Below are 18,420 nucleotides of genomic sequence, written 5' to 3'. Positions count from 1 at the left end.
AACCCTCACATGCTGAACAGGCTTTTCCCCGACGACATCGACGTTGTCGAGATGTTCGCCGGCGGCGGCGGCTCCGGAACCGGCATCGCCGCCGTGCCCGGCACGAAGCTGAAGTTCGCCGCCAACCATGCGAAGCCCGCGAAGTGGACGTACGTCCAGAACCATCCTCACGTGGACTTCTGGCTCGGCGACGTCCAGGCAGCCGACGCCATCGAGAAGTTCCCGTACGCCTCGTTCTTCTGGGCGAGCCCGGCCTGTCCGGCGTTCAGCACGGCATCGGGCGAGGTCAGGTACTTCGACAAGGAAAACCAGATGGCCCTGTGGGCCGACGACCTGGACGACCTGACCGAGCACCAGAAGACCCGCATCAGAAGCCGCGCCTTGATGGAGGAGGTCGTCACCTACCTGCGGCACTGCCAGGAGAAGCACGGCAAGCCAGTGCTCGGGTTCGGCGTCGAGAACGTCGTCCAGGCGCGGCTGTGGGCGCACTGGGACCGGTGGATCCGGGAGCTGCGGAAGCTCGGCTACATCATCCAGATCCACGCCGTCAACGCCGCGCACGTGCAGGGCCGGACCACGCTGCCGACCCCGCAGTCCCGTGACCGGATGCTCGTCTCGGCCATCCACGAGAGCGTCGGGCGGCTGCCGAACTACCGCAAGTGGTTCGACCCGTACGCCTTCTGCCCCCGCCACGAAGCATGGGTGCAGGCGGTCAGGGCGTGGAAGCGCCGCGGCGTGGCCATGGGCGTCTACGGCATCAAGAACGGCCAGTACGTGTGGGTGTGCCCCGAGGTGGCCTGCCAGAACCAGATCATCGAACCGCCGGTGCTTCCCGCCGCGTACACGATCGACTGGACCGACCTCGGCACGCCGATCGGGTCCCGGAAGAAGACGAAGAAGAAGCCCGAGGGCCTGGCGCCCAAGACGATCGCCCGTATCCGCGCCGGCGTTGAGGAGCACTGGATCAAGCCGTTCATCACGCCCGCGGGCGGCACGTGGAACGACGGGCCCAGGGGAGTGGACGAGCCGATCCCCGCGCTCACGACGCGCGAGGCGAACGCGCTCGTCGTGCCGTGCGAAGGCCGCGACGGCAAGGTAGCGCGGCCGGTCTCCCTTCTGAAGCGGACCAGCACCACCCGGAACGAGGACGGCGTCGCCTTCCCCCCGGACGCTCAGCCGGGGGCGTTCCCGGCGTTCATGACGCTGCTGCGGTCGGACCGGGCCAGGAACACGAACCCGACCAAGGACCCGCTGGCCACCCTCGTCTCGGACGGCGCGAACGGCGCGTTGGCCACCGACCCGGACATGAAGGACGGGATGCTGCCGCTGGTGTTCCCGTTCCGTGGCGGCGGTGATGAGTTTAAGTCGAGGCCTGCGTTCACGGACCCCGCGCACGCGGTCACGGCCGGCGGCTTCCATCACGGGCTCGGCGTCCCGCCCGGGTGGACACCGCCGCCCTCGCTCCTCATGCGCAACAACGGCTCCAAGGGCGACGGGCGGGAGCACGTCACGCCGACCAGCGAGCACATGCGCACGGTCACCACGACCGGGCACCAGTCGCTCATCACCGCTCCGCCCGGCCTGCCCATGCCGGAGGCGCTGCTGATGGCGTACTACGGCAACGGGCGCACGCAGGGCGTGAACGAGCCGGTGGGGACGCTGCCGACCCGTGACCGGTGGGCGCTGCTCACCTCGGACGGCCAGATCGACGTGTCGTCCATCCTGTTCCGGATGCTCCGGATTCACGAGCTCCGGCGGGCGCAGTCGTTCCCCGACCATTACGAGTTCGTCGCCGACTCCTCGCGCGACAAGGTGAAGCTGATCGGCAACGCGGTCCCGCCGCCCATGGCGGAGATCCTGACCTGCGCGGTTGTGGAGGCGATTCTCGGGATCGAGCTGGACCGCTTCGCCTACGACCTTGCTGCCTGATAGCGGTTACGCAATCAGCCTCGCCCTGTGCGGGCGGGGCCCCACCCCATCCCCACCACCGAAGGAGACCGTCATCGCCATCCGCCATGTGATCCAGATGAGCGGCGGCATCGGCTCGTTCTGGGCCGCCAAGCGAGTCAAGGACGAGCACGGTACGGACGACCTCGTGCTGCTGTTCGCCGACACCCAGGTAGAAGACCCGGACCTGTACCGGTTCATGGACGACGCCAGCGCCCACCTCGGCGTTACGCCCGTCGTCGTCGCGGACGGGCGGACCCCGTTCGAGGTGTTCTTCGATGAGCACTTCCTGGGCAACTCCCGCCTCGCGCCATGCACCAAGCGGCTCAAGCAGATCCCGTGCCGCAAGTGGCTGGAAGCCAACTGCGATCCGGCGGACACGATCGTGTACGTCGGCATCGACCACGCCGAGCGGCGCCGCATTCCCGGCGTGGTCAAGGGCTGGTCGCCGTGGCGGGTCGAGTTCCCGATGGACGACGAGCCGCACTGGGACAAGGACCGCATGCTCGACGAATGCCGCGCGCTCGACATCCGCGTGCCTGAGCTGTACGAACTCGGCTACGAGCACAACAACTGCGGCGGGGTGTGCGTCCGGGCCGGCCGGGAGCAGTGACTGCTCACGCTGGTGATGTTCCCCGAGCGGTACGCCGAGGCCGAGCGCCAGGAGCATAGGTTCCGGGAGCAGCACGGCAAGGACGTGGCGATCCTGACCGAGACCGTGCGCGGCGTGAAACGGCCGCTCACGCTCGCCGAGCTGCGCCGCCGGTACGAAGCCGGACTCATCACCCGCCGCCGGAAGGCGAAACAGCGCGCGCTGTTCGCCGCGGCGGCTTGCTGATGCTGTACCTCGCGCCGCCCAGCACCGCACGGATTCGCGAGCACATCCACGGCGGCCGGCTCGGCGCCATCGTCACCCCCTCCTCCGGGAACCGCGTCCCGGAGGAGGGGTGGTGGGCCGCCGACTCCGGGATCTTCGGCAGCTCGTACGTCGGTGATGAGGCGTACATGCGCTGGCTGGAGGAACGCGCGGAGTTCGCCGGCCGGTGCCTGTTCGCGACCGCGCCCGACGTCGTCGGCAACGCCTTCGCGACCATCAACCGGTCGTACCCGTTTCTGCAGCGCATCCGGGAGATGGGCTATCCGGTCGCGCTGGTTGCCCAGGACTACATGGAGTTCTGCAACTGGTGGGACTGGGACGACTTCGACTGCCTGTTCGTCGGCGGCTCGACCGCCTGGAAGCTGTCGCCGGCGGCCGCCGTGCTCGCGCGGACCGCGGCCGCGGCCGGGCTGTGGGTGCACGTCGGGCGGGTCAACTCGCTGAAACGGCTGCGCTACGCCGCCCGCGTCATGGACGCCGACTCGGCGGACGGGACGCTCCTCACCAACGGCCCCGATGCGCACCTCCCGGCCGTCCTCGGCTGGAGATGGCACCTGCTGGAGGATGCGCCGTCCCTCGTGGACGTGCAGGCCCTCACCAGCGACCCGTACGACGGCCGCTACCAGCTCGGGGGGACCCGGCCCCTGGAGGTCCCCCCGCCCGCCCCTGCCCCCGAGCTGGAACAACTCGCCCTGATCTGAAAGGACCCCTGATGGTTACGTGCTTCCACTGCCGCGAACCGCTCGACCAGTGCAGGCGCGCCCTGCTGCAGGACGCCACCGACATGGCCGTCAACGAGATCGGCTTCGCTGAGCTCGTCGCCTCCACCGACTGGGACCAGGCCGTGCGGGTCGTCTCCGCGTGGAACGCCGCCCGCGCCGTCAACGACCTGGTAGACCTCATCGTCGCGCAGAACTACGGCATCCCATCGAGGAGGCGTACGAGCGGGCCAACGCCCTGATCGCAGGAAAGTATTCGCCATGACCCGAAGGGTATATGTAGAAAATCTACGTGGCGGGCGTTTAGCGCTCTTCGTGGTGGCCGATAACTGCCTCTACCTGCGCGGATGTCGACCGGCACCCTCGCCGCGCGGTCTGGGAGCCCTCAAAAGCAGAGGAGAATCAGTGCCCCTTGACCCCTTCCCCATCTCAGGCGCGGCGCTCGTTGCCACGATCGCGCACGCGCTCCGCATAAGCGCGGAGTGGGAAAAAGAGCTCAGGGCCACGCTCGAATTGAGCCTCAAGGTCAGGGGCAACAACGAGCGCTACTACACCGAGCCGGACAAACGGGTCGTCCAGGCAGTTCAACTAGTGTACGACTACGCGTACGACCTGCGGCGCGACATGGCGGTTCTCTATCTGATCGCCGTCAAGGAAGGGTGCATCTCGCCAAACGAGACTCTCCGGGCCGCGGTGTTGGTTGCGGAGTGCGACATCCCGCTCGGCCTCCAAGGGGTGCGTGACCAGATGGACTGGCTCAACTCGCGCAGTTCGCCGCTGGGCGCGAGGGGAGAGCTTGATCGCCGCCTCCACGCGCATAACGCCACAGTACTCCAGCTCGCGGAGGCAGTGTCGGCCGTCAATCGCTACGTCGAAGCTGTAGATGGTCTGCATCGACATTTCGTACATGCTGCCATGCGCTTGGCCGCCGTGCAGCACCCGGCTATGTAGAAGGATGCCCTCTCCCCGTCCACCAATGACGCATTTGACGTATCATACGCGTCTGCTGCGTGCACTACTGTTCTGTGTCAACAATCGGCACATCGGGGAGTACCGCATGAACAAGGCACATGTGATCGAGGAATGGGGCGCGCGCACCGGCGCTCCCACCAGGGCGGCCGCTGAGCGGGCCGTCGAGGCGTTCATCGACATCATCGTCAAGACCGTCGCCAGCGGAGAAGAGGTCCGCATCGGCGGTCTCGGCGTCTTCGACCGCGTCTACCACAAGGCCCGCGTGGCCCGGGACCCGAACACCGGGGCGTCGGTCAACGTGCCCGGCAAGTGGGGCATGCGGTTCCGGCCCGGCAAGCGCGCCAAGGACGCCGTCAACAACTAGCCCCAGCTCGTCGGCGGTCCCGCTGCGGGGGCGCGGGGCCGCCGACACCCCCTTCCGGAGGAAACGCCACATTGAAACGATCCGATATGGACGCCGCCCTCGACGGGCTGTACGCCGAGGTCCCCGACGTGGGCTGCAAGGGCCTGTGCCACCAAGCGTGCGGCCCCATCGGGATGAACCCGCGTGAGCACCAGCGCATACGGGAACGCGGGGTGAAGATCCCGCATCGTCGGGACGCCTTGGCCGAGCTGGGCGAGACTGGTGACTACACCTGCCCGGCGCTCGACAAGGACAACCGGTGCAGCGTGTACGATGTCCGACCCATGCTGTGCAGGCTGTGGGGGGCCACTGAGACGATGCCGTGCGCGTACGGCTGCCGCCCCGCTGAGGGTGACCTGCTGACGGACGCCGAAGGGCACGCGCTGCTCGCGCACTCCCTCGACGTGGGGAAGGCGGATGCGCTCACTGCCGAGCAGATGGGCCGTCTCAAGCAGCGGTTCAACGACCCGACGTTCCGGCGCACCGTCCGCGAGTACGTGCAGAACAACCGCGCCGTCCGGCCGGTGAGGAAGCCGGGTCCGCGCGGGTGAGACGCGGGGCGCGAGCTGATCGGGGGACGGCTCGCGCCCCGTCACCGCCAACACCACAGCCGTCGCCATGACCTGTGGCGGCGGCCTTGTCGCTTCGGCTGGCCGGGCTACCGCTCCAGATCCAGCTCGTCCAGGTACGCCTCCAGGGCGTCGTTGATGAGGGCCTTGCCGCCCATCTGCTCCTGGTGGCACGCGGCAACGAGCCGAGCGCGGGTGTTGCTCTTGAGCCGTACGACGGTTGCCGGCGCGGTAGGCCGATCGGCCGGCGTGCCGGGCGGCGGCTGGTTGGGGTCGCGCGGAATCTTGAGGTCCGCGTCTTGCGGCATCTCGGGCGGGATGGGTGGCTGCAGCGCGTCGCAGTAGGTGTTGATGGCCAGCTCGAACGTCTCCTGCGGACCCATGCCGGTGGCTTCCAGCGCGGTGGTGAGCCGTTCGTCGATGTCGGTGTACAGGCGGGCGACGGTGGGGCGGAGCTGGGTCCACTTCGGCTTGCGGATGCGGCGCGGCGCGGTGCGCGCTGATTGCGGTTGCGCTGTCGGTTGCTGTGCTGTCGCGGCGTCGGGCTCAAGGAAGGCGGGCTGTGGCGGCCTGGGGCTGTCTGGCATGGCGGCGTGGCTTCCTGGTGGTGGTGTGGCGTGGCTTCCAACGCTACGAGGTTTCCGACGTCTTGTCGCGTCGCAGGACAGCATAGATGATCGATACGGCGATAGTTATTACCCACCTCTACATGCTATATATCGGTCTAGTAAATGCTATTATCGGAGGTGATTCGAACGTAGAACAAGATCAATACGACATCTGATAGCGAAACCGCTATCAGCAAGCCAGCGGACAACACCACGCCACCCGGAAGGGAGCCCATGCCCACACCCCAGCCAGCCGAGCAGGCCCCACGCACACACGAGGTGTTCCACTTCGGCCCCTACGCCTGGAACATCACTGCCGCCGAGCGCATCGTCGAAGGACGCGAACCCGACTACATCCGGGTCGGGAAAGTCGCCGCGCTGCTCTGGCTGGTTCACGTCAACGAGGACTACGCCGCCACCGTAGACCTGGCCAAGCCCCTGATCCTCGCCCCATTCGCGGACGTCGGCAACATCCCCATCGACGGCTGGCACCGCATCTGGAAGGCCCGACGCGAGGGCGTCGAAACACTGCCCGCCCACGCGCTCACCGCCGACGAAGAGCACATCGTCCGCACCCACGGCGGCGACAAAGGCCCCGGCTACTACCGCTGACCAGCCCCCCTCACCCTGAAAGGCCCGCATATGAGCAACCTGCTCTCCGTATTCGACGCCCCGCTCCTCAACCCCTACGGCGAGGGAATGATGTCCCTGCGCGACCTTGTCACGCAGTGCCAGGCCATCCACCTCGTCTGGACGCCTGACGAAGTGCTCGACTGGATCGACGAGCACGGCCACATCGACCACCTGGCCTCGTTCGGGCACCTGCCCGAGGACTGCCGGCCCGCGCTGCTCGTCCTCGTCAAGGTGGCGATGGCCGACAACATTGGCAGCGCCGCGCGCTGATAGCGGTACCGCAATCCAACCCCTGCCCGCCCGGAGGGCGACCCAACCTAACCTGGGAGAAACCGTGAAAAAGCTCGCCATCCTCGACACCGAAACGACCGACCTCGACGAATGCACCGGCGACATGTGGGAGATCGCCCTCATTCTGCGCGACCTGCGCCAGCCGCTCCTGGGCGATGTCGAGTACTGGTGGCAGGTCCGGCCTGACCTGACCAACGCCAGCCCGGCCTCCGTGCAGATCGGCCGGTACTACGAGCGGTCCCGCGTCACGTCCGCGAACATGGGCTGGGGCAAGAGGCTCTACCCCGGCACCGGCGAGCCCGGCTCCGGCTGGATGAGGGCCTACACCGGCAACCCCCTGACGCTGGGCGACTTCTACAGGGACGAGCGCAGCACCTACATCGCGGAGCAGCTGGCCCGCCACCTGGACGGCGCGACGGTCGTGGCGAACAACCCCACCCACGACCGGAAGTTCCTTGCCAAGTTCCTGAGGGCGCACGGGCAGATCCTCACCGCCCACCACTGGATGCTGAACGTCCGGGACCTGCTGATCGGCTTCATCGACGGCCGCCTGTCCATGGCCCAGAGCATCGACGAGGCGTTCCGAGAGGACATCATCCCCTACGTCGCCGACTGGCTCGAAGGGGCGGCCACCAGCCCGTCATGGGAGATCGTGGACGTCACCCAGGACCCGGCCACCAAGCACACCGCGCTCGGCGACGCCCGGCTCGTCCGCGACGTCTACGACGCCATCCGGGGCAGCCGGTGATGGCCCGCAAGCTGCGCCCAGAGCAGCGGCAGCCGGGCGAGGTTGAGAACCCCGAGTGCTCGGCCTGCACCCGCGAAGGTGAAGCCGCCTGGTATCTGAACATCCTCGCCCCGCACATCCAGCGCGCGGCCATGCGCGGCGACGCGGTGGAGTCGTGGATCAAGGCGAAGCGTGACGAGCACGACGAAGCCAGCGAGAGCTGGTCCACCCTCGACGGCCTCCTCGACGAGTACCGGTTGCGCGCCGACTGCGGCGCGCCGCTGGACGGGCCGGTGCCGGTCGAAGGTGGCGAGGACCTGTGATCTGCGCGGCGTAGGCTGGGCGTGCGGATCTGCACATTCCGCGTGGAAGCCCCGGTGCTGCTGGCGCCGGGGCTTCCTGCGCTTTTGGGGCTACCCCGTCCGGGTGATCTATTGGTTCATTGAACGTTTGTGAAGGTATCTGAGATGTATGCTTCGGTCATGGCAAGACGAGGGCCCCGCGGGCCGGTGCCGATCTACCAGATGATCATCAACGCCATCAAGGAAGACATCGCCGACGGCCGGCTCAAGCCCGGCCAGGCGCTCCCCACGGAAGCGCAGCTCGGCGAGGCCCACGGGGCGTCGCGGCTCACCGTGCGCAAGGCACTCGCCGCCTTGCGCGAGGAGGGCGTCATCTACACCCTCCGTCCCGAAGGTTCCTACGTCGGCCCACCGGACGCCCCAAGGATCCGGCCGCCGTGGCCGTTCGAGCAGGTCGCCGCAGCGGTGGCCGAGGACATCAAGCAGGGCCGCTACAAGACCGACGAAGTGCTGCCATCCGAGTCGGAGATGATGCAGCAGTACGACGTGGCCAAGATGACCGTCCGCTCGGCACTCGCTCTGCTACGCGAGCAGGGCTGGGTGTACACGGTGCCCGCGATCGGCACGTTCGTCGCGGCCCCCGATAAATGGCCGGATATCCCTTGACCTGTAATTCTGTATTCGCTCGAGCAATTACGGACATGGAGCCGGGCAGGTTATGGCCTGTCCGGCTCCATGTTTTCTCAGCGCTCGACGCGCTCGTATCCGCAACCCATCGCGTAAACCTCGGCGGGTGACGCCAACTCCAGAGCCGGGCTTCGCCGTACAGCCGCGAGCGCGCTGGCAGCGACAGCCAACCCCGCCGCCACCATGACGGCGACGCCCACAGCATTGAGTTCGGCGGACGTGATGATGTGGACCAGGGACGCTGCAAACGCCGCCGTTCCCGCGACGAAAACCAGCGTGATAGCCACCATCGCCCGTGTCATGCTCCAAGCCCCCATATCTTGATCGGTCCAGTTCGGCGCCGGTACCTCCCGCACAGGCAACTTTGGTGTTGCGGATGAACTGTGGCGAGCGCATATCTGTCAGCGCGGGATGTCATGCCGAAAGCCCTGACCATAAAAGTCGCTTTCGGCCGTCCTGTCTACAGTTTCAGCCACCATCTTGATGACATGTCGCTTTCCTGACAGCAATTGCGGGCAGTCAACTCAGCGGAAACATGAGCAGTGCCCAGCTTTACCGCCTGCCTTGACCGCTGACGCCACTCGGACCGCTACACCAAGACAGCGAGCGTCGCCCAGGTGGCGACCGCGCCTGCCATCGCCCCAGCCGCCGTCTGCGCTGCGGTGTGGTCGCGGATTACGACCCTCGCCCAGCCGATCAACGCCACCAGCGCGCCGCCGGCCCCGAGCACCACGCCCGGCCAGGGGAGCACCCATGCGAGCATCACGACCGACCCGGCAGCCACGGCGGTGTGAAACGAGATCTTCCAGCGCATGGTGATCGGGCCTACCACGGCGAGCGTGGCCAGCATGATGACCACGCACGCCACCATCACCCGCGGGGCGTCGAACGCCACGAGCAAGCCGACCGCGATGACGACCAGGGCAACAATGACGGCGACCAGCTTCGGCCGCTGACTGCGCTCGCCAATGTGCCAATCCCCGAACCAGCCCTTCCGCACCCCGCCAAAGATGATGACCGCCGGGATGCCGCCGCACAACGCCGCGGCGAGCACACCCCACCCGAAGCCGGCCCACCCCGACGTGACCGTGCCCACCGCCAGGGGCAGACTCATCACGATCCACATCGGCGCGAACAGGTCCGTCACGAGCCGAGCGATACGGCTCTCCTGCCGCTTAGCTGCCGGAACTGTGCCGCGACCTGACGCAACCACTGTGTCTCCTTCTCGATGTCGCCTGCGAAATCAGGGCCCGGGATGGTCCCGGACGGAATGCCGGGCGCCCGCCCGGCGCGGGCAGCTTGTAGGGCGTCGGCGACCCACTGGGCCACCTCACCGGGATCCTCGCTCCTTGGCGGCTCGCTGATCGTGGTCAAAGTGAGCATGCCGTCGCGGATCTCCAGCACCCGCCGCACCAGGCGCTCCCTCAGCGTGCCCTCCATGGGGAGTGCCACATCCGGGTACTGGCCAGTCAGCCCGGCCCACAGAGGCCGGAGCTCGCGTAGAGCAGCCATGTCCCGAAGTCGCGCCGCCCCAGCCCGCCAGGCCGGGATGGACGTGCCGGCGGTGATGCCGACGATGCAGATCAAGAACGTCGTCTTGTGCAGGACCGGGATTTCTCGCCAGCTCGTTGCCGGGTCGATCAAGTGAGCCAGATTGTTGATCATGACATGCGCCCGGTTGACCACGCCGGCGACCATACCGAGCGTGGACAGCGCCAGCCCGAGGCGTAGCAGCGGCGGCGCCAGCCTGATGTAGCCGGCGAACAGCCACCCGGCCGCGGCCAGGCAGGTCATCAACCAGGCGTCGAACACCGCGAGGTAGATCCGGCCTTCCGTGGCGGTCGGATGGGGCGACGTCGCGCCGTCCAACCAGTAGATGCGGCCGCCCCGCAGCATGAACATGGCGGTCAGGACCGTGACCACCACGGCGGCTGTCGGCCAGATCCAGCGGGCCCGCGATGGCCGGCCGTGCCGCCGGGTGATCGCCTCCACGTAGGCCAGCAGGCACGTGGCGGACGCCAGCCCGGTCAGGTGTCGTAGCAGCGTGGCCAACTCGGTGCCGGTGGTGGTGTCCATCCACGCCACGATCGGGGCCGCTGAGAACACTCGGGACAAGGCCAGGCCTGTGAACGCGCCCCACAGCATGCGCTGTTCGTGGCTGTGCCGCGCGGGTCGGATGCGGGAGATCGACGCTCCCCACAGGAGGATCAGGGCTAACCAGTCCACAACGCTCACGCGCGCTGTCTCCTCTACTCGTATCCGAAGGTCTTGCTGAGCTTGCGCAGGCCCTCGTCGCCGTCCTCGCGCGGGGCATGCGCACGCGTCAGGATGAGCGTCGCCAGTTGCTCGGCGTCGCGTTCCTCGCGGGTGTCGTACCGGCTGCGCGCCGCCCCGAGGCTGGGCCGCCCGTGCGCCGCCTCGAACGCGGCCACGGCCGGACCCATCAGGCGACGCATCACCTCCTCGACATCGCCGCCGACGTCCCCGTGATTCAGCAGCATGTGGCCCACCTCGTGCAGGACGATGTTGACGCGCAGCAGCCCGCTCGCGCCGGGCGCGACGAAGATGTGGTCGGCCTTCTCGGTGCGGAACCACAGGCCGGACACGGCGGTCGCCGCCTCGGCCGGCAGGTCGTGCATGTGAAGGGGGCGTTGCCGTACGGCGCGGATCCGGGCGATGAACTCGTCCAGGGTGAACGGGTGGGGGATCGGCGCCGCCGATAAGGCGGCCAGCAGCGTAGGAGACGGCAATTGCACCCCTTCGGTCGGGCCCGGGAAAGACTACCTGGGGGCCATGACCGCTTTCGCTACTACTCGTGTTGATCGTTGTCCAGCTGTTCGGCTGCACGCATCGCCTCGACCATCTTCTCGATGGCCTCCAGCGACAACGGGCTCAAGCCCACCATGCGCTCGGCGATGTTCTGCACGCCGAGCTCGGCCAGGCCCTCCCGCACTGCTTGCTGCCGCCGCTGATCCTCCTCGCTGAGCTGCGGTGGGGGAGGATCTTCCCCCATCAGCCAACCGGCCGACACGTCGAGCAGCTGCGCCAGCGCCGAGACGACCTCGACCGAAGGGTTAGGTCTCGTGCCGTTCGCAAGGGCGCTGATGTAGGCGTGAGTGATGGCCACGTCGGGCCGGGTGCGCCCCAGCTCGCGCGCGGCTTTGCGGGCGGACATGCCCTTGTGCTTCAGCGCGGTGGTCAGCCGCTCGGCCGAGAATGCCACTTCTATCCGCTCCTCACGCCCCGGCAGCTCCGGTTTGGACGCCAGTTTCACGTAACCGTTGTTGGCCCACAGTACACATCCAGCGACGGCTGTCGCTCTAGAGTTGACAAACCTCTCGGCCTCCGGGAAAGATCATCGCTCCGGCGCATCCGTGGTAAACGCTCTCCGTTCGGTGACGTCAGAGCGGGCACGGAGCGAGCGCCAACCTGTACGACGAATCGGTGCAGCGGGCAACGGCTGATCCGGAGCGCGCAACAGCCCCTGCGTCGTAGGTCCGCACCCTTCAAAGGAGATGGATGACGTGAGTTTCTTCTCGGGCTCGTCGAAGATGGCCGCCGCATTCCTGGCCGCTGCCGTGCTGGCTGTAGGCGTGGGAGCAACCGCAGCCTCCGCGGACGAGGCAGGTATTCCCGTCTGCAGCGTCCCCGCCGCCACGGCTGCCGCTGTCGAGTCGAGCTCTGACACGGGCTGCCGGGAGGTGCCCGCCCAGGCTCCGAACTCGCACGTGGGCGGCATGTAGGAGAGGGGACGAGAACTAAGCCCATGATCAGCCAAGAGACGCATCCCTGGCTCGCCGGCATGGCCACCATGTCGATCGCCAGTTGGGGAGCCGAAGCGTCTTCCCTTCTCATCCTGATCGAGGCGGACAGGCTGACCAGCTATGCGGCGGTGCTGCTGCTGGTGTGGGCCGTGGCCGTATCTGCCCCTGTAACGTTCCACGCCGTCTGGTGCTGGCGGCGTGTCCGCGCTGCCCGCCAGGCACGCATGCTCGGCCAGAAACACGCACGTTTGTTCGAGATCATGGCGGGGGAGATCACTAGCCTGCGGTGAAGATGATCGCCGCGCCATCAAGGAGGACGCCGCGTGCACCGGATCCCCGGTCTTAGCCCAGAGCAGGAACGCCTCTACCGGCATCTGCTCGCGGCGGGACCAACCAGCATCCCGGAGCTGGAGGACCAGTTCGGCGACCAGGTCCACGACGACCTGTACGAGCTGACGGTCCGCGGCCTCGTGCACGGAAACCCCCTGGTGGCGCGGCACCCCTCCGTCGCCATGAACGGTCTCCTCGCCGCGCAGGAGGCAGAGCTGCGGCGGGTCCGGGCGTACGTGGAGGAGCTGGAACGCATCTACGAGAACGCTCACCAGCCCGCTGGCGGCGACCCCGTCACCGTGCTCACCAGCCGCGAGCAGGTCATGCACTGGTACGAGGCGCTAAACGCCGCGGCCGAGAACGAGATCATGCAGCTCGTCACCCACCCCTTCCTCGCGCTGAAGCGGCCATGGCAGACCGGTGAGAGCGCTGGCCAGGGTCGTGTAAACCATCCGGCAAAATGCCGCGTCATATTCGAGTGGAAGGTCTTCCAGAGCCAGTCAGCCATCGACGGCCTGCACCACTCCGTCGAACGGGGGTGTGAGATCCGGCTCGCTGACAGGCTGCCGCACAAGCTGCTCATCGGGGACCAGCGCATGGCATTGACGCCCCGCTACCCGCGAGGCCACGAGGTCAACCAGATGCTGCTCGTGTATCCGGGCACGCTGATGGACTTCCTCGTCCAGGTCTTCGAGACCGAATGGGAACGAGCCCTGCCGATCCAGCCCGACCCTGCCCGATCCGCCGCCTCCGGCTTGGACGCCGATGAGATGCAGATCATTGAGCTGCTGGCAGATGGCGCGCACGTCGATCGCATTGCCAGCGTGCTCAAGGTGCACACCCGTACGGTCAACCGCCATCTGGACAAGCTGAAGCGCAAGGCCGGTGTGACGACGCTGTACCAGCTCGGCGCGTACGCCTCGCGCCACTGGATGAACTGACGCTACCTCGGCCTGAGGATGCGCAACTGGGCGCCGTACGCGTTCAGCGTTGACTCAAGGTGGGAGAGTAGGACCTTCTCCATCTGCGCCCTTTCCGAGGCGGACACGCCTTTTAGCGCGCGTATCTCGCCCAGCATCACCTGAAGCTTCTGCTGCACGGAGTCGGACGTGAGGTCCGCGTCGAGAGCGGCAAGGGCCGGATCCGCCTTGGTTCGCTCGCGGATCCACTCACGGAATAGCTCGGCCGCCGTTGGCCGGCCTCGCTGATCGAGGTCGTCTGGACTGATGACGACTTCGTTGGCCAAGTCGTTGATCGCGGCCGCCATGAGCACGATCTCGCGGTCGTCTGGAACCTTGCCGCCCGCTTCGATGCGTCGCCACGTGGGCTCGGAGAACAGCTCGCCGGCCAAGTCTGAGGCGCGTTTGGCGGCGGCTCGGGCGGGGATGCGCCGCCGTAGACCTCCTGGGTGTTCCCTGCGTTCGGCGATGAACTGAACCACTTCTGATGGCTGGCTGATGTCGGCCACGGCGCGTCCGTGTCCTTTCGTGGCGTTTGATGCGTCATTCGGGTCTGGCGCAACCGTACCAACAAGTGCGTCACAGCGTTCTATGACATCGCATATCCAGTGATTACTGAGTGTGACGCACGCGAGGTAGCTGCAATGACGCATTTGACGCGTCAGACGTTGCATCGTGCGTCAAGGGATTGATAGTGTCGGTTATGTCGGTACGTGCGTGAGTAACCGAAACGGTGAAAACACCGACGTACCGCCACCCGAAACACAGCCCCCTGACGAACGGAGCGCCATGCCGACCGGCATCCTCCGCTGGGAAGATCCAGCCCCCACCAAGCCCGCAAGGGACGACTACGCACCCATCGCCGCCGAACTCCGCAACAAGCCGGGCGAATGGGCCGTGGTCGCCGAACACCCCGCCGACCCCGACGGTCGGCGCGCATCCGCCCGCCTGTTCAGCGCCGTCAAGAACGGCTATCTCGGGTTCCGCCGCGTCGAGGACGGCACTTACAAGGCCGCCACCCGGACCGTCGCCGCCGACGACGGCACCAAGGTCATCACGGTGCACGCCATGTTCGTCCGTGCCAGCCGATAGCGGCACTGCAATCAGCATGACCAACACCACAGTGCCGACCCTCAACGACCTGGTGCAGCTCATCGCCACAAGAGCTGCCAAGGAGTGCGCCTGGCAGGCCAAGTGCGCGCTCACCCGTCTGCTCGCTGACGTCCTCGGCGACTACGACGCCGCCTACCAGCTCATCGAGGAGACCGGCAGCAAGCTCCTGGCCGCCGAATACGGAGAGGACAACCCCCAGTGACCCCACACACCACCGCGCCCCCCACCGAACAGGAACTGACCGACTACATCGGCGCGCTCAAGGCCGACGAGCGGCAGCACCCGTACGAGACGTTCCCCGCCCGGCACCGGCCGAGCGTACGGGGCGGCGCCCCGCTCGACCCGATGACCGAGGACGAATACCGGTACGGCTGGTTCGGACAGGCCGACTTCGACGAGTACGTCGGCGGTGGCGCGTGAGCGTCGCCATCCGCGAGCACGAGCGGGACGAGTACGACCCGCAGCACGCCGTCCCCACCGACCACGGCCGGTACTACATCGACCCGGCGTGCGGCCCGGACGACCCGAACCGGATGAAGATTTCGGTCACCAACGCCATCGACCAGCACATGATCGAGGCGCTGGCCCCCGCCGCCGCGAGGGACACCGCGATCTGGCTGATGGACAACCTGCCCGCCGCGAACCGCGCGGCCGCCGACCCCGACGACATGGAGGAGTTCATCAAGCTGGCCAAGAGCCAATACCGGGTCCAGTGGGACAAGAAGGCCGACCTCGGCTCCCGCGTCCACGCCATCGCCGAAGCGATCAACCTCGGCGCCCCATACATCCCGGACGAGGAAGCCGCCCCCTTCGTGGACTCCTACCTGCGGTTCCTCGCCGAGTTCAGGGTGGACATCCGCCGCGACATCAAAGCGGCCGAGTGCACGGTCCTCAACCGCACCATCCCCTACGGGGGCACGAGCGACATCTGGGCCAACCTCCACTTCGACAGCCCGACATCGCCGATCGTCCCCAAGTTCAAGCCCCGCGCGGTCCCGGCCGACCCGATCCCCACCCCGTCCGGGCTGTGGCTCATCGACATCAAGACGAGCCTCACCAAGCCGGCCAGCGCCGTCTACAGCGACAACGTGATGCAGCTCGCCGCGCTGCGGCACGCGGAGGTCGCGCTGATCTGCCCGCCCGAGTGCAGGTACGGCGAGACCGAGCACCACGACTCCAGCCACGAGTTTTCCGTCCCGGAGTTCGAGGGGACGGCGATCCTCAACCTCCGCACCAACGACTACGGGTTCGTGCCGCTGCCGGCCGACGCGGCCGCGTTCAAGGCGTTCTGCGGGCTGCTGCCGCTCGCGCACTACGTCCACGGGCTCGAGATGCGCGGCTTCAAGCCCATCCAGCCGCCGAAGAAGACCACCACAAGGAAGGACGCCGCCTGATGCCGATCGACCCCTCTGTGCTGCAGCGCCGCCACTGGCAGGACGGCCGGATCCGCCTCGGCGTGAAGAAGACCAGCCAGAACGGCAACCAGTACCCCAGCAAGATCGAGACGTTCCGCTTCACCTCGCCGAGCCAGGAGATGATCGAAGGCGTCTCCAAGCTGTACGGCGGCCAGACCCGGCCGTGGCAGTCGCCCGAAGGCCCCCAGTTCGAGGTCATCACCAACGCGACCCGCATCCCCGTCATCGTCCCGCCGAACGGGCTCTCGCAGAACATGGAGGCCTGGGAGAGCAAGGTCTGCATCCGCCGCTGCACCGGCGTCACGATGCAGGCCCCGTTCGTCGGCCCGTGCCTGTGCGGCCCTGACCGCGACATCAAGAGCCGCCTGTGCAAGCCCACCACGCGGCTGGGCGTCTTCCTGAAGGAAGTGCCCAGCCTCGGCCTGTGGCGGCTCGACAGCAAGGGCGAGAACGCCGCGGCGGAGCTCCCGAACGCCGCCGAGTTCCTGGCCCACGCGGGTACGTACGTGGATGCCTGGCTGTACCTGGCCAAGCGCAACGGCACGATCATCGACCCGAAGACCAAGCAGCCTAAGCCGACGACGTACATGGTGCCCGGCCTGACGATCGAGGGCATCGGGTTCGACGAGCTGATGTCGGGCGAGGCCAAGCGCCGCGCCGAGCTGGCCCGCGCCGGCGAGGGTCAGCGGGCGATCGAGGCGGGGCCCGCGACCGACTACCTCGCGATGATCGCGGCCGCTCAGAACTACGACGACGTCGTGGCGGTCTGGAAGACGGCCAAGCTCGACCCCGCCTGGAAGAGTCGGGGGCAGGAGGTGGAGGCCGCGGCCAAGGCCCGCGTCGCCACGTTCGGCCAGCAGCAGACCAGCGCGCAGCCGCAGTCTCAGCCCGCGCCGGCGGCGGCGGGGCAGGACGAGCCCGAGGTTACGCACGAGGAGACGGTCGGATACCCCGCACCGCCAGCGCCGAGCGACCCCGAAGCGGACCGGCTGCGGCAGCACATCATGACCGCCTGGGCGGGTACGACGAGCGAGCTGCACGCCGAGTTCCGCAAGGCGACCGGCGCCACCATGAAGGTTGCGACCCTGCAGCAGCTCCAGTCGTTCGCCGACAACCTCGGCAAGCCCGCGGCCGGGCCGATCGCAGACGAGCCGCGCAAGGCGTCCGAGCGGGCCGACGCGCTGCTTGAGGCCGCCCGCCAGCAGAGCACCACGGCGGCCGACGACGACATCGTGGACGGCGAGGTCGTCGAGGACGAGCAGCCGCCCGCCAGCGCCACGAAGCTGCGCGACCTGGGCGTGTGGTTCGGCGAGGCCGGAGTCACCATCCACACCGGGAAGGGCTCGACCGCGAAGAACGACGAGGCGCGGTTCGCGTGGATCGCCGAGCACCTGGGCGTCGCCGTCACCTCGACGAAGGACCTGAACGCGGCGCAGGCGGCCGACGCCACCAAGATCCTGATGCAGCAGGCCGCCGCCCGCCGCAACGACCTGCGGCAGCGCATCGTCAACGTGTGGTCCGACCTGGGCGGCACCACCGAGCAGCTGTCCGCCATGTTCGAGGAGGAGATGAAGAAGCCGGTCGCGGAGGCGGCCAACGCCGACTACACCGCGTTCCTCGCCAAGCTGAACAACAGCGAGATCGCCCCGGCTGGTGGCCAGTGAAGCAGCTGACCCACGACCAGCGGGCAGCTGTCCGCGCGGACCGGCTCAACAGGTCCAGGCGCCAGCGCGAGCAGCGCGCCGCCGTCCTCGCTGAAATCGCGCAGCACGCCGGGACGTGCGGGCGCCGCGACTGCCTCACCTGCAAGGCGTTCCGCGTGCTGGCCGAGTACGTGCCGTTCGAGCCCACCATCCGCGAGGAGCAGGAGCACGCCTCGGAGCGGCTCGACGACCTCCGGGAGCGCCTGGAGCGGATCAGCGACGTGCACAAGACCATCGCCGACGCCGCCCGCACCAGCACCCCGCTGGCCCGGACCGTCTACGACGCCGCATGGGTCGTCTCCGTCCGCCTCGCCAACGCCTGGTACGGCGAGGACGTCGAAGATCCCTACGCGCCGCTCAACCCCGACTACCTCGCCTGACCACCCCCAAGGAGACACGCC

The 18,420-nt window shown here is 67.7% G+C and carries 28 protein-coding genes; 21 read left to right on the top strand and 7 right to left on the bottom strand.

Going from position 1 to position 18,420, the window contains the following annotated elements; all coding sequences use genetic code 11:
• Positions 1-9: 9 nt before the first annotated feature.
• From ACGF0J_RS14260 to ACGF0J_RS14225, 8 genes are all read left to right on the top strand, one after another.
• Positions 10-1,929 carry a DNA cytosine methyltransferase gene (locus ACGF0J_RS14260; protein WP_393145607.1) on the top strand — a complete coding sequence of 640 codons (1,920 nt, stop codon included), beginning with the start codon at positions 10-12 and terminating at the stop codon, positions 1,927-1,929.
• Between the two features lie 88 nt (positions 1,930-2,017).
• The gene (locus tag ACGF0J_RS14255) at positions 2,018-2,560 is read left to right on the top strand and encodes a hypothetical protein (protein WP_393145605.1); all 543 of its coding nucleotides are present in this window, start codon (positions 2,018-2,020) and stop codon (positions 2,558-2,560) included.
• 15 nt (positions 2,561-2,575) lie between these two features.
• Entirely contained in the window at positions 2,576-2,785 is a 210-nt protein-coding gene (locus ACGF0J_RS14250; RefSeq protein WP_393145603.1) for a hypothetical protein, read from the top strand.
• Positions 2,785-3,525: a hypothetical protein gene (locus ACGF0J_RS14245; protein WP_393145601.1), complete on the top strand. Its 741-nt coding sequence runs from the start codon at positions 2,785-2,787 to the stop codon at positions 3,523-3,525. The genes ACGF0J_RS14250 and ACGF0J_RS14245 overlap by 1 nt, the downstream gene beginning before the upstream one ends.
• 11 nt (positions 3,526-3,536) lie before the next feature.
• The gene (locus ACGF0J_RS14240; RefSeq protein ID WP_393145599.1) at positions 3,537-3,785 is read left to right on the top strand and encodes a hypothetical protein; all 249 of its coding nucleotides are present in this window, start codon (positions 3,537-3,539) and stop codon (positions 3,783-3,785) included.
• 163 nt (positions 3,786-3,948) lie between these two features.
• A complete protein-coding gene (locus ACGF0J_RS14235) occupies positions 3,949-4,494 on the top strand; it encodes a hypothetical protein (protein WP_393145597.1) in 546 nt (181 codons plus the stop codon).
• Positions 4,495-4,600: 106 nt separating this feature from the next.
• A complete protein-coding gene (locus ACGF0J_RS14230) occupies positions 4,601-4,879 on the top strand; it encodes an HU family DNA-binding protein (RefSeq protein WP_393145595.1) in 279 nt (92 codons plus the stop codon).
• A gap of 71 nt (positions 4,880-4,950) precedes the next feature.
• Positions 4,951-5,469 (top strand): YkgJ family cysteine cluster protein, encoded by a 519-nt coding sequence (locus tag ACGF0J_RS14225; protein WP_393145592.1) that lies wholly within the window; start codon positions 4,951-4,953, stop codon positions 5,467-5,469.
• Between the two features lie 107 nt (positions 5,470-5,576).
• Here ACGF0J_RS14225 and ACGF0J_RS14220 read toward each other — a convergent pair whose 3' ends face one another.
• Positions 5,577-6,074: a hypothetical protein gene (locus ACGF0J_RS14220; protein ID WP_393145590.1), complete on the bottom strand. Its 498-nt coding sequence runs from the start codon at positions 6,072-6,074 to the stop codon at positions 5,577-5,579.
• 255 nt (positions 6,075-6,329) lie between these two features.
• On the opposite strand from ACGF0J_RS14220, the gene ACGF0J_RS14215 reads away from it, so the two are divergent.
• The 5 genes from ACGF0J_RS14215 (at position 6,330) to ACGF0J_RS14195 (ending at position 8,714) form a co-directional block, all read left to right on the top strand.
• Positions 6,330-6,707 carry a hypothetical protein gene (locus ACGF0J_RS14215; RefSeq protein WP_393145588.1) on the top strand — a complete coding sequence of 126 codons (378 nt, stop codon included), beginning with the start codon at positions 6,330-6,332 and terminating at the stop codon, positions 6,705-6,707.
• Between the two features lie 30 nt (positions 6,708-6,737).
• Complete coding sequence (locus ACGF0J_RS14210; protein WP_393145585.1) at positions 6,738-6,998, top strand: hypothetical protein; 261 nt, start codon at positions 6,738-6,740, stop codon at positions 6,996-6,998.
• A gap of 64 nt (positions 6,999-7,062) precedes the next feature.
• The gene (locus ACGF0J_RS14205; RefSeq protein WP_393145582.1) at positions 7,063-7,767 is read left to right on the top strand and encodes a hypothetical protein; all 705 of its coding nucleotides are present in this window, start codon (positions 7,063-7,065) and stop codon (positions 7,765-7,767) included.
• Positions 7,767-8,069 (top strand): hypothetical protein, encoded by a 303-nt coding sequence (locus tag ACGF0J_RS14200; protein ID WP_393145580.1) that lies wholly within the window; start codon positions 7,767-7,769, stop codon positions 8,067-8,069. Before ACGF0J_RS14205 ends, ACGF0J_RS14200 begins: the two co-directional genes overlap by 1 nt.
• A 159-nt stretch (positions 8,070-8,228) precedes the next feature.
• The gene (locus ACGF0J_RS14195; protein WP_393145577.1) at positions 8,229-8,714 is read left to right on the top strand and encodes a GntR family transcriptional regulator; all 486 of its coding nucleotides are present in this window, start codon (positions 8,229-8,231) and stop codon (positions 8,712-8,714) included.
• 77 nt (positions 8,715-8,791) lie between these two features.
• Here the strand turns inward: ACGF0J_RS14195 and ACGF0J_RS14190 are convergent, their stop codons facing one another.
• The 5 genes from ACGF0J_RS14190 to ACGF0J_RS14170 form a co-directional block, all read right to left on the bottom strand.
• Entirely contained in the window at positions 8,792-9,025 is a 234-nt protein-coding gene (locus ACGF0J_RS14190) for a hypothetical protein (RefSeq protein ID WP_393145574.1), read from the bottom strand.
• Positions 9,026-9,324: 299 nt separating this feature from the next.
• On the bottom strand, positions 9,325-9,882 hold the full coding sequence (locus ACGF0J_RS14185) for a hypothetical protein (protein WP_393145572.1): 558 nt from the start codon (positions 9,880-9,882) through the stop codon (positions 9,325-9,327).
• A complete protein-coding gene (locus tag ACGF0J_RS14180) occupies positions 9,879-10,961 on the bottom strand; it encodes an MAB_1171c family putative transporter (RefSeq protein ID WP_393145851.1) in 1,083 nt (360 codons plus the stop codon). The genes ACGF0J_RS14185 and ACGF0J_RS14180 overlap by 4 nt, the downstream gene beginning before the upstream one ends.
• 23 nt (positions 10,962-10,984) lie before the next feature.
• Positions 10,985-11,485, bottom strand: coding sequence for a hypothetical protein (locus tag ACGF0J_RS14175; protein WP_393145570.1), 501 nt, complete (start codon positions 11,483-11,485; stop codon positions 10,985-10,987).
• Between the two features lie 59 nt (positions 11,486-11,544).
• A complete protein-coding gene (locus tag ACGF0J_RS14170; protein WP_393145567.1) occupies positions 11,545-12,009 on the bottom strand; it encodes a helix-turn-helix domain-containing protein in 465 nt (154 codons plus the stop codon).
• 492 nt (positions 12,010-12,501) lie between these two features.
• On the opposite strand from ACGF0J_RS14170, the gene ACGF0J_RS14165 reads away from it, so the two are divergent.
• Positions 12,502-12,789 (top strand): hypothetical protein, encoded by a 288-nt coding sequence (locus ACGF0J_RS14165; RefSeq protein WP_393145565.1) that lies wholly within the window; start codon positions 12,502-12,504, stop codon positions 12,787-12,789.
• Positions 12,790-12,822: 33 nt separating this feature from the next.
• Positions 12,823-13,770 (top strand): LuxR C-terminal-related transcriptional regulator, encoded by a 948-nt coding sequence (locus ACGF0J_RS14160; RefSeq protein ID WP_393145563.1) that lies wholly within the window; start codon positions 12,823-12,825, stop codon positions 13,768-13,770.
• 2 nt (positions 13,771-13,772) lie between these two features.
• Here ACGF0J_RS14160 and ACGF0J_RS14155 read toward each other — a convergent pair whose 3' ends face one another.
• Positions 13,773-14,297 carry a hypothetical protein gene (locus ACGF0J_RS14155; RefSeq protein WP_393145561.1) on the bottom strand — a complete coding sequence of 175 codons (525 nt, stop codon included), beginning with the start codon at positions 14,295-14,297 and terminating at the stop codon, positions 13,773-13,775.
• Positions 14,298-14,577: 280 nt separating this feature from the next.
• On the opposite strand from ACGF0J_RS14155, the gene ACGF0J_RS14150 reads away from it, so the two are divergent.
• The 6 genes from ACGF0J_RS14150 to ACGF0J_RS14125 are packed head-to-tail and all read left to right on the top strand — an operon-like array spanning position 14,578 to position 18,399.
• Positions 14,578-14,880 (top strand): hypothetical protein, encoded by a 303-nt coding sequence (locus ACGF0J_RS14150; RefSeq protein WP_393145559.1) that lies wholly within the window; start codon positions 14,578-14,580, stop codon positions 14,878-14,880.
• 16 nt (positions 14,881-14,896) lie between these two features.
• Complete coding sequence (locus tag ACGF0J_RS14145; RefSeq protein WP_393145557.1) at positions 14,897-15,103, top strand: hypothetical protein; 207 nt, start codon at positions 14,897-14,899, stop codon at positions 15,101-15,103.
• Positions 15,100-15,321 (top strand): hypothetical protein, encoded by a 222-nt coding sequence (locus ACGF0J_RS14140; RefSeq protein ID WP_393145555.1) that lies wholly within the window; start codon positions 15,100-15,102, stop codon positions 15,319-15,321. Before ACGF0J_RS14145 ends, ACGF0J_RS14140 begins: the two co-directional genes overlap by 4 nt.
• Positions 15,318-16,295: a hypothetical protein gene (locus ACGF0J_RS14135; protein ID WP_393145553.1), complete on the top strand. Its 978-nt coding sequence runs from the start codon at positions 15,318-15,320 to the stop codon at positions 16,293-16,295. Before ACGF0J_RS14140 ends, ACGF0J_RS14135 begins: the two co-directional genes overlap by 4 nt.
• Complete coding sequence (locus ACGF0J_RS14130) at positions 16,295-17,980, top strand: hypothetical protein (protein ID WP_393145551.1); 1,686 nt, start codon at positions 16,295-16,297, stop codon at positions 17,978-17,980. Before ACGF0J_RS14135 ends, ACGF0J_RS14130 begins: the two co-directional genes overlap by 1 nt.
• Positions 17,977-18,399 carry a hypothetical protein gene (locus ACGF0J_RS14125; protein WP_393145548.1) on the top strand — a complete coding sequence of 141 codons (423 nt, stop codon included), beginning with the start codon at positions 17,977-17,979 and terminating at the stop codon, positions 18,397-18,399. The genes ACGF0J_RS14130 and ACGF0J_RS14125 overlap by 4 nt, the downstream gene beginning before the upstream one ends.
• Positions 18,400-18,420: the final 21 nt, after the last annotated feature.

This window comes from Nonomuraea sp. NPDC047897 (assembly GCF_043204415.1).
GTDB lineage: Bacteria > Actinomycetota > Actinomycetes > Streptosporangiales > Streptosporangiaceae > Nonomuraea.
This window is presented reverse-complemented; position numbering and strand designations above follow the sequence as displayed.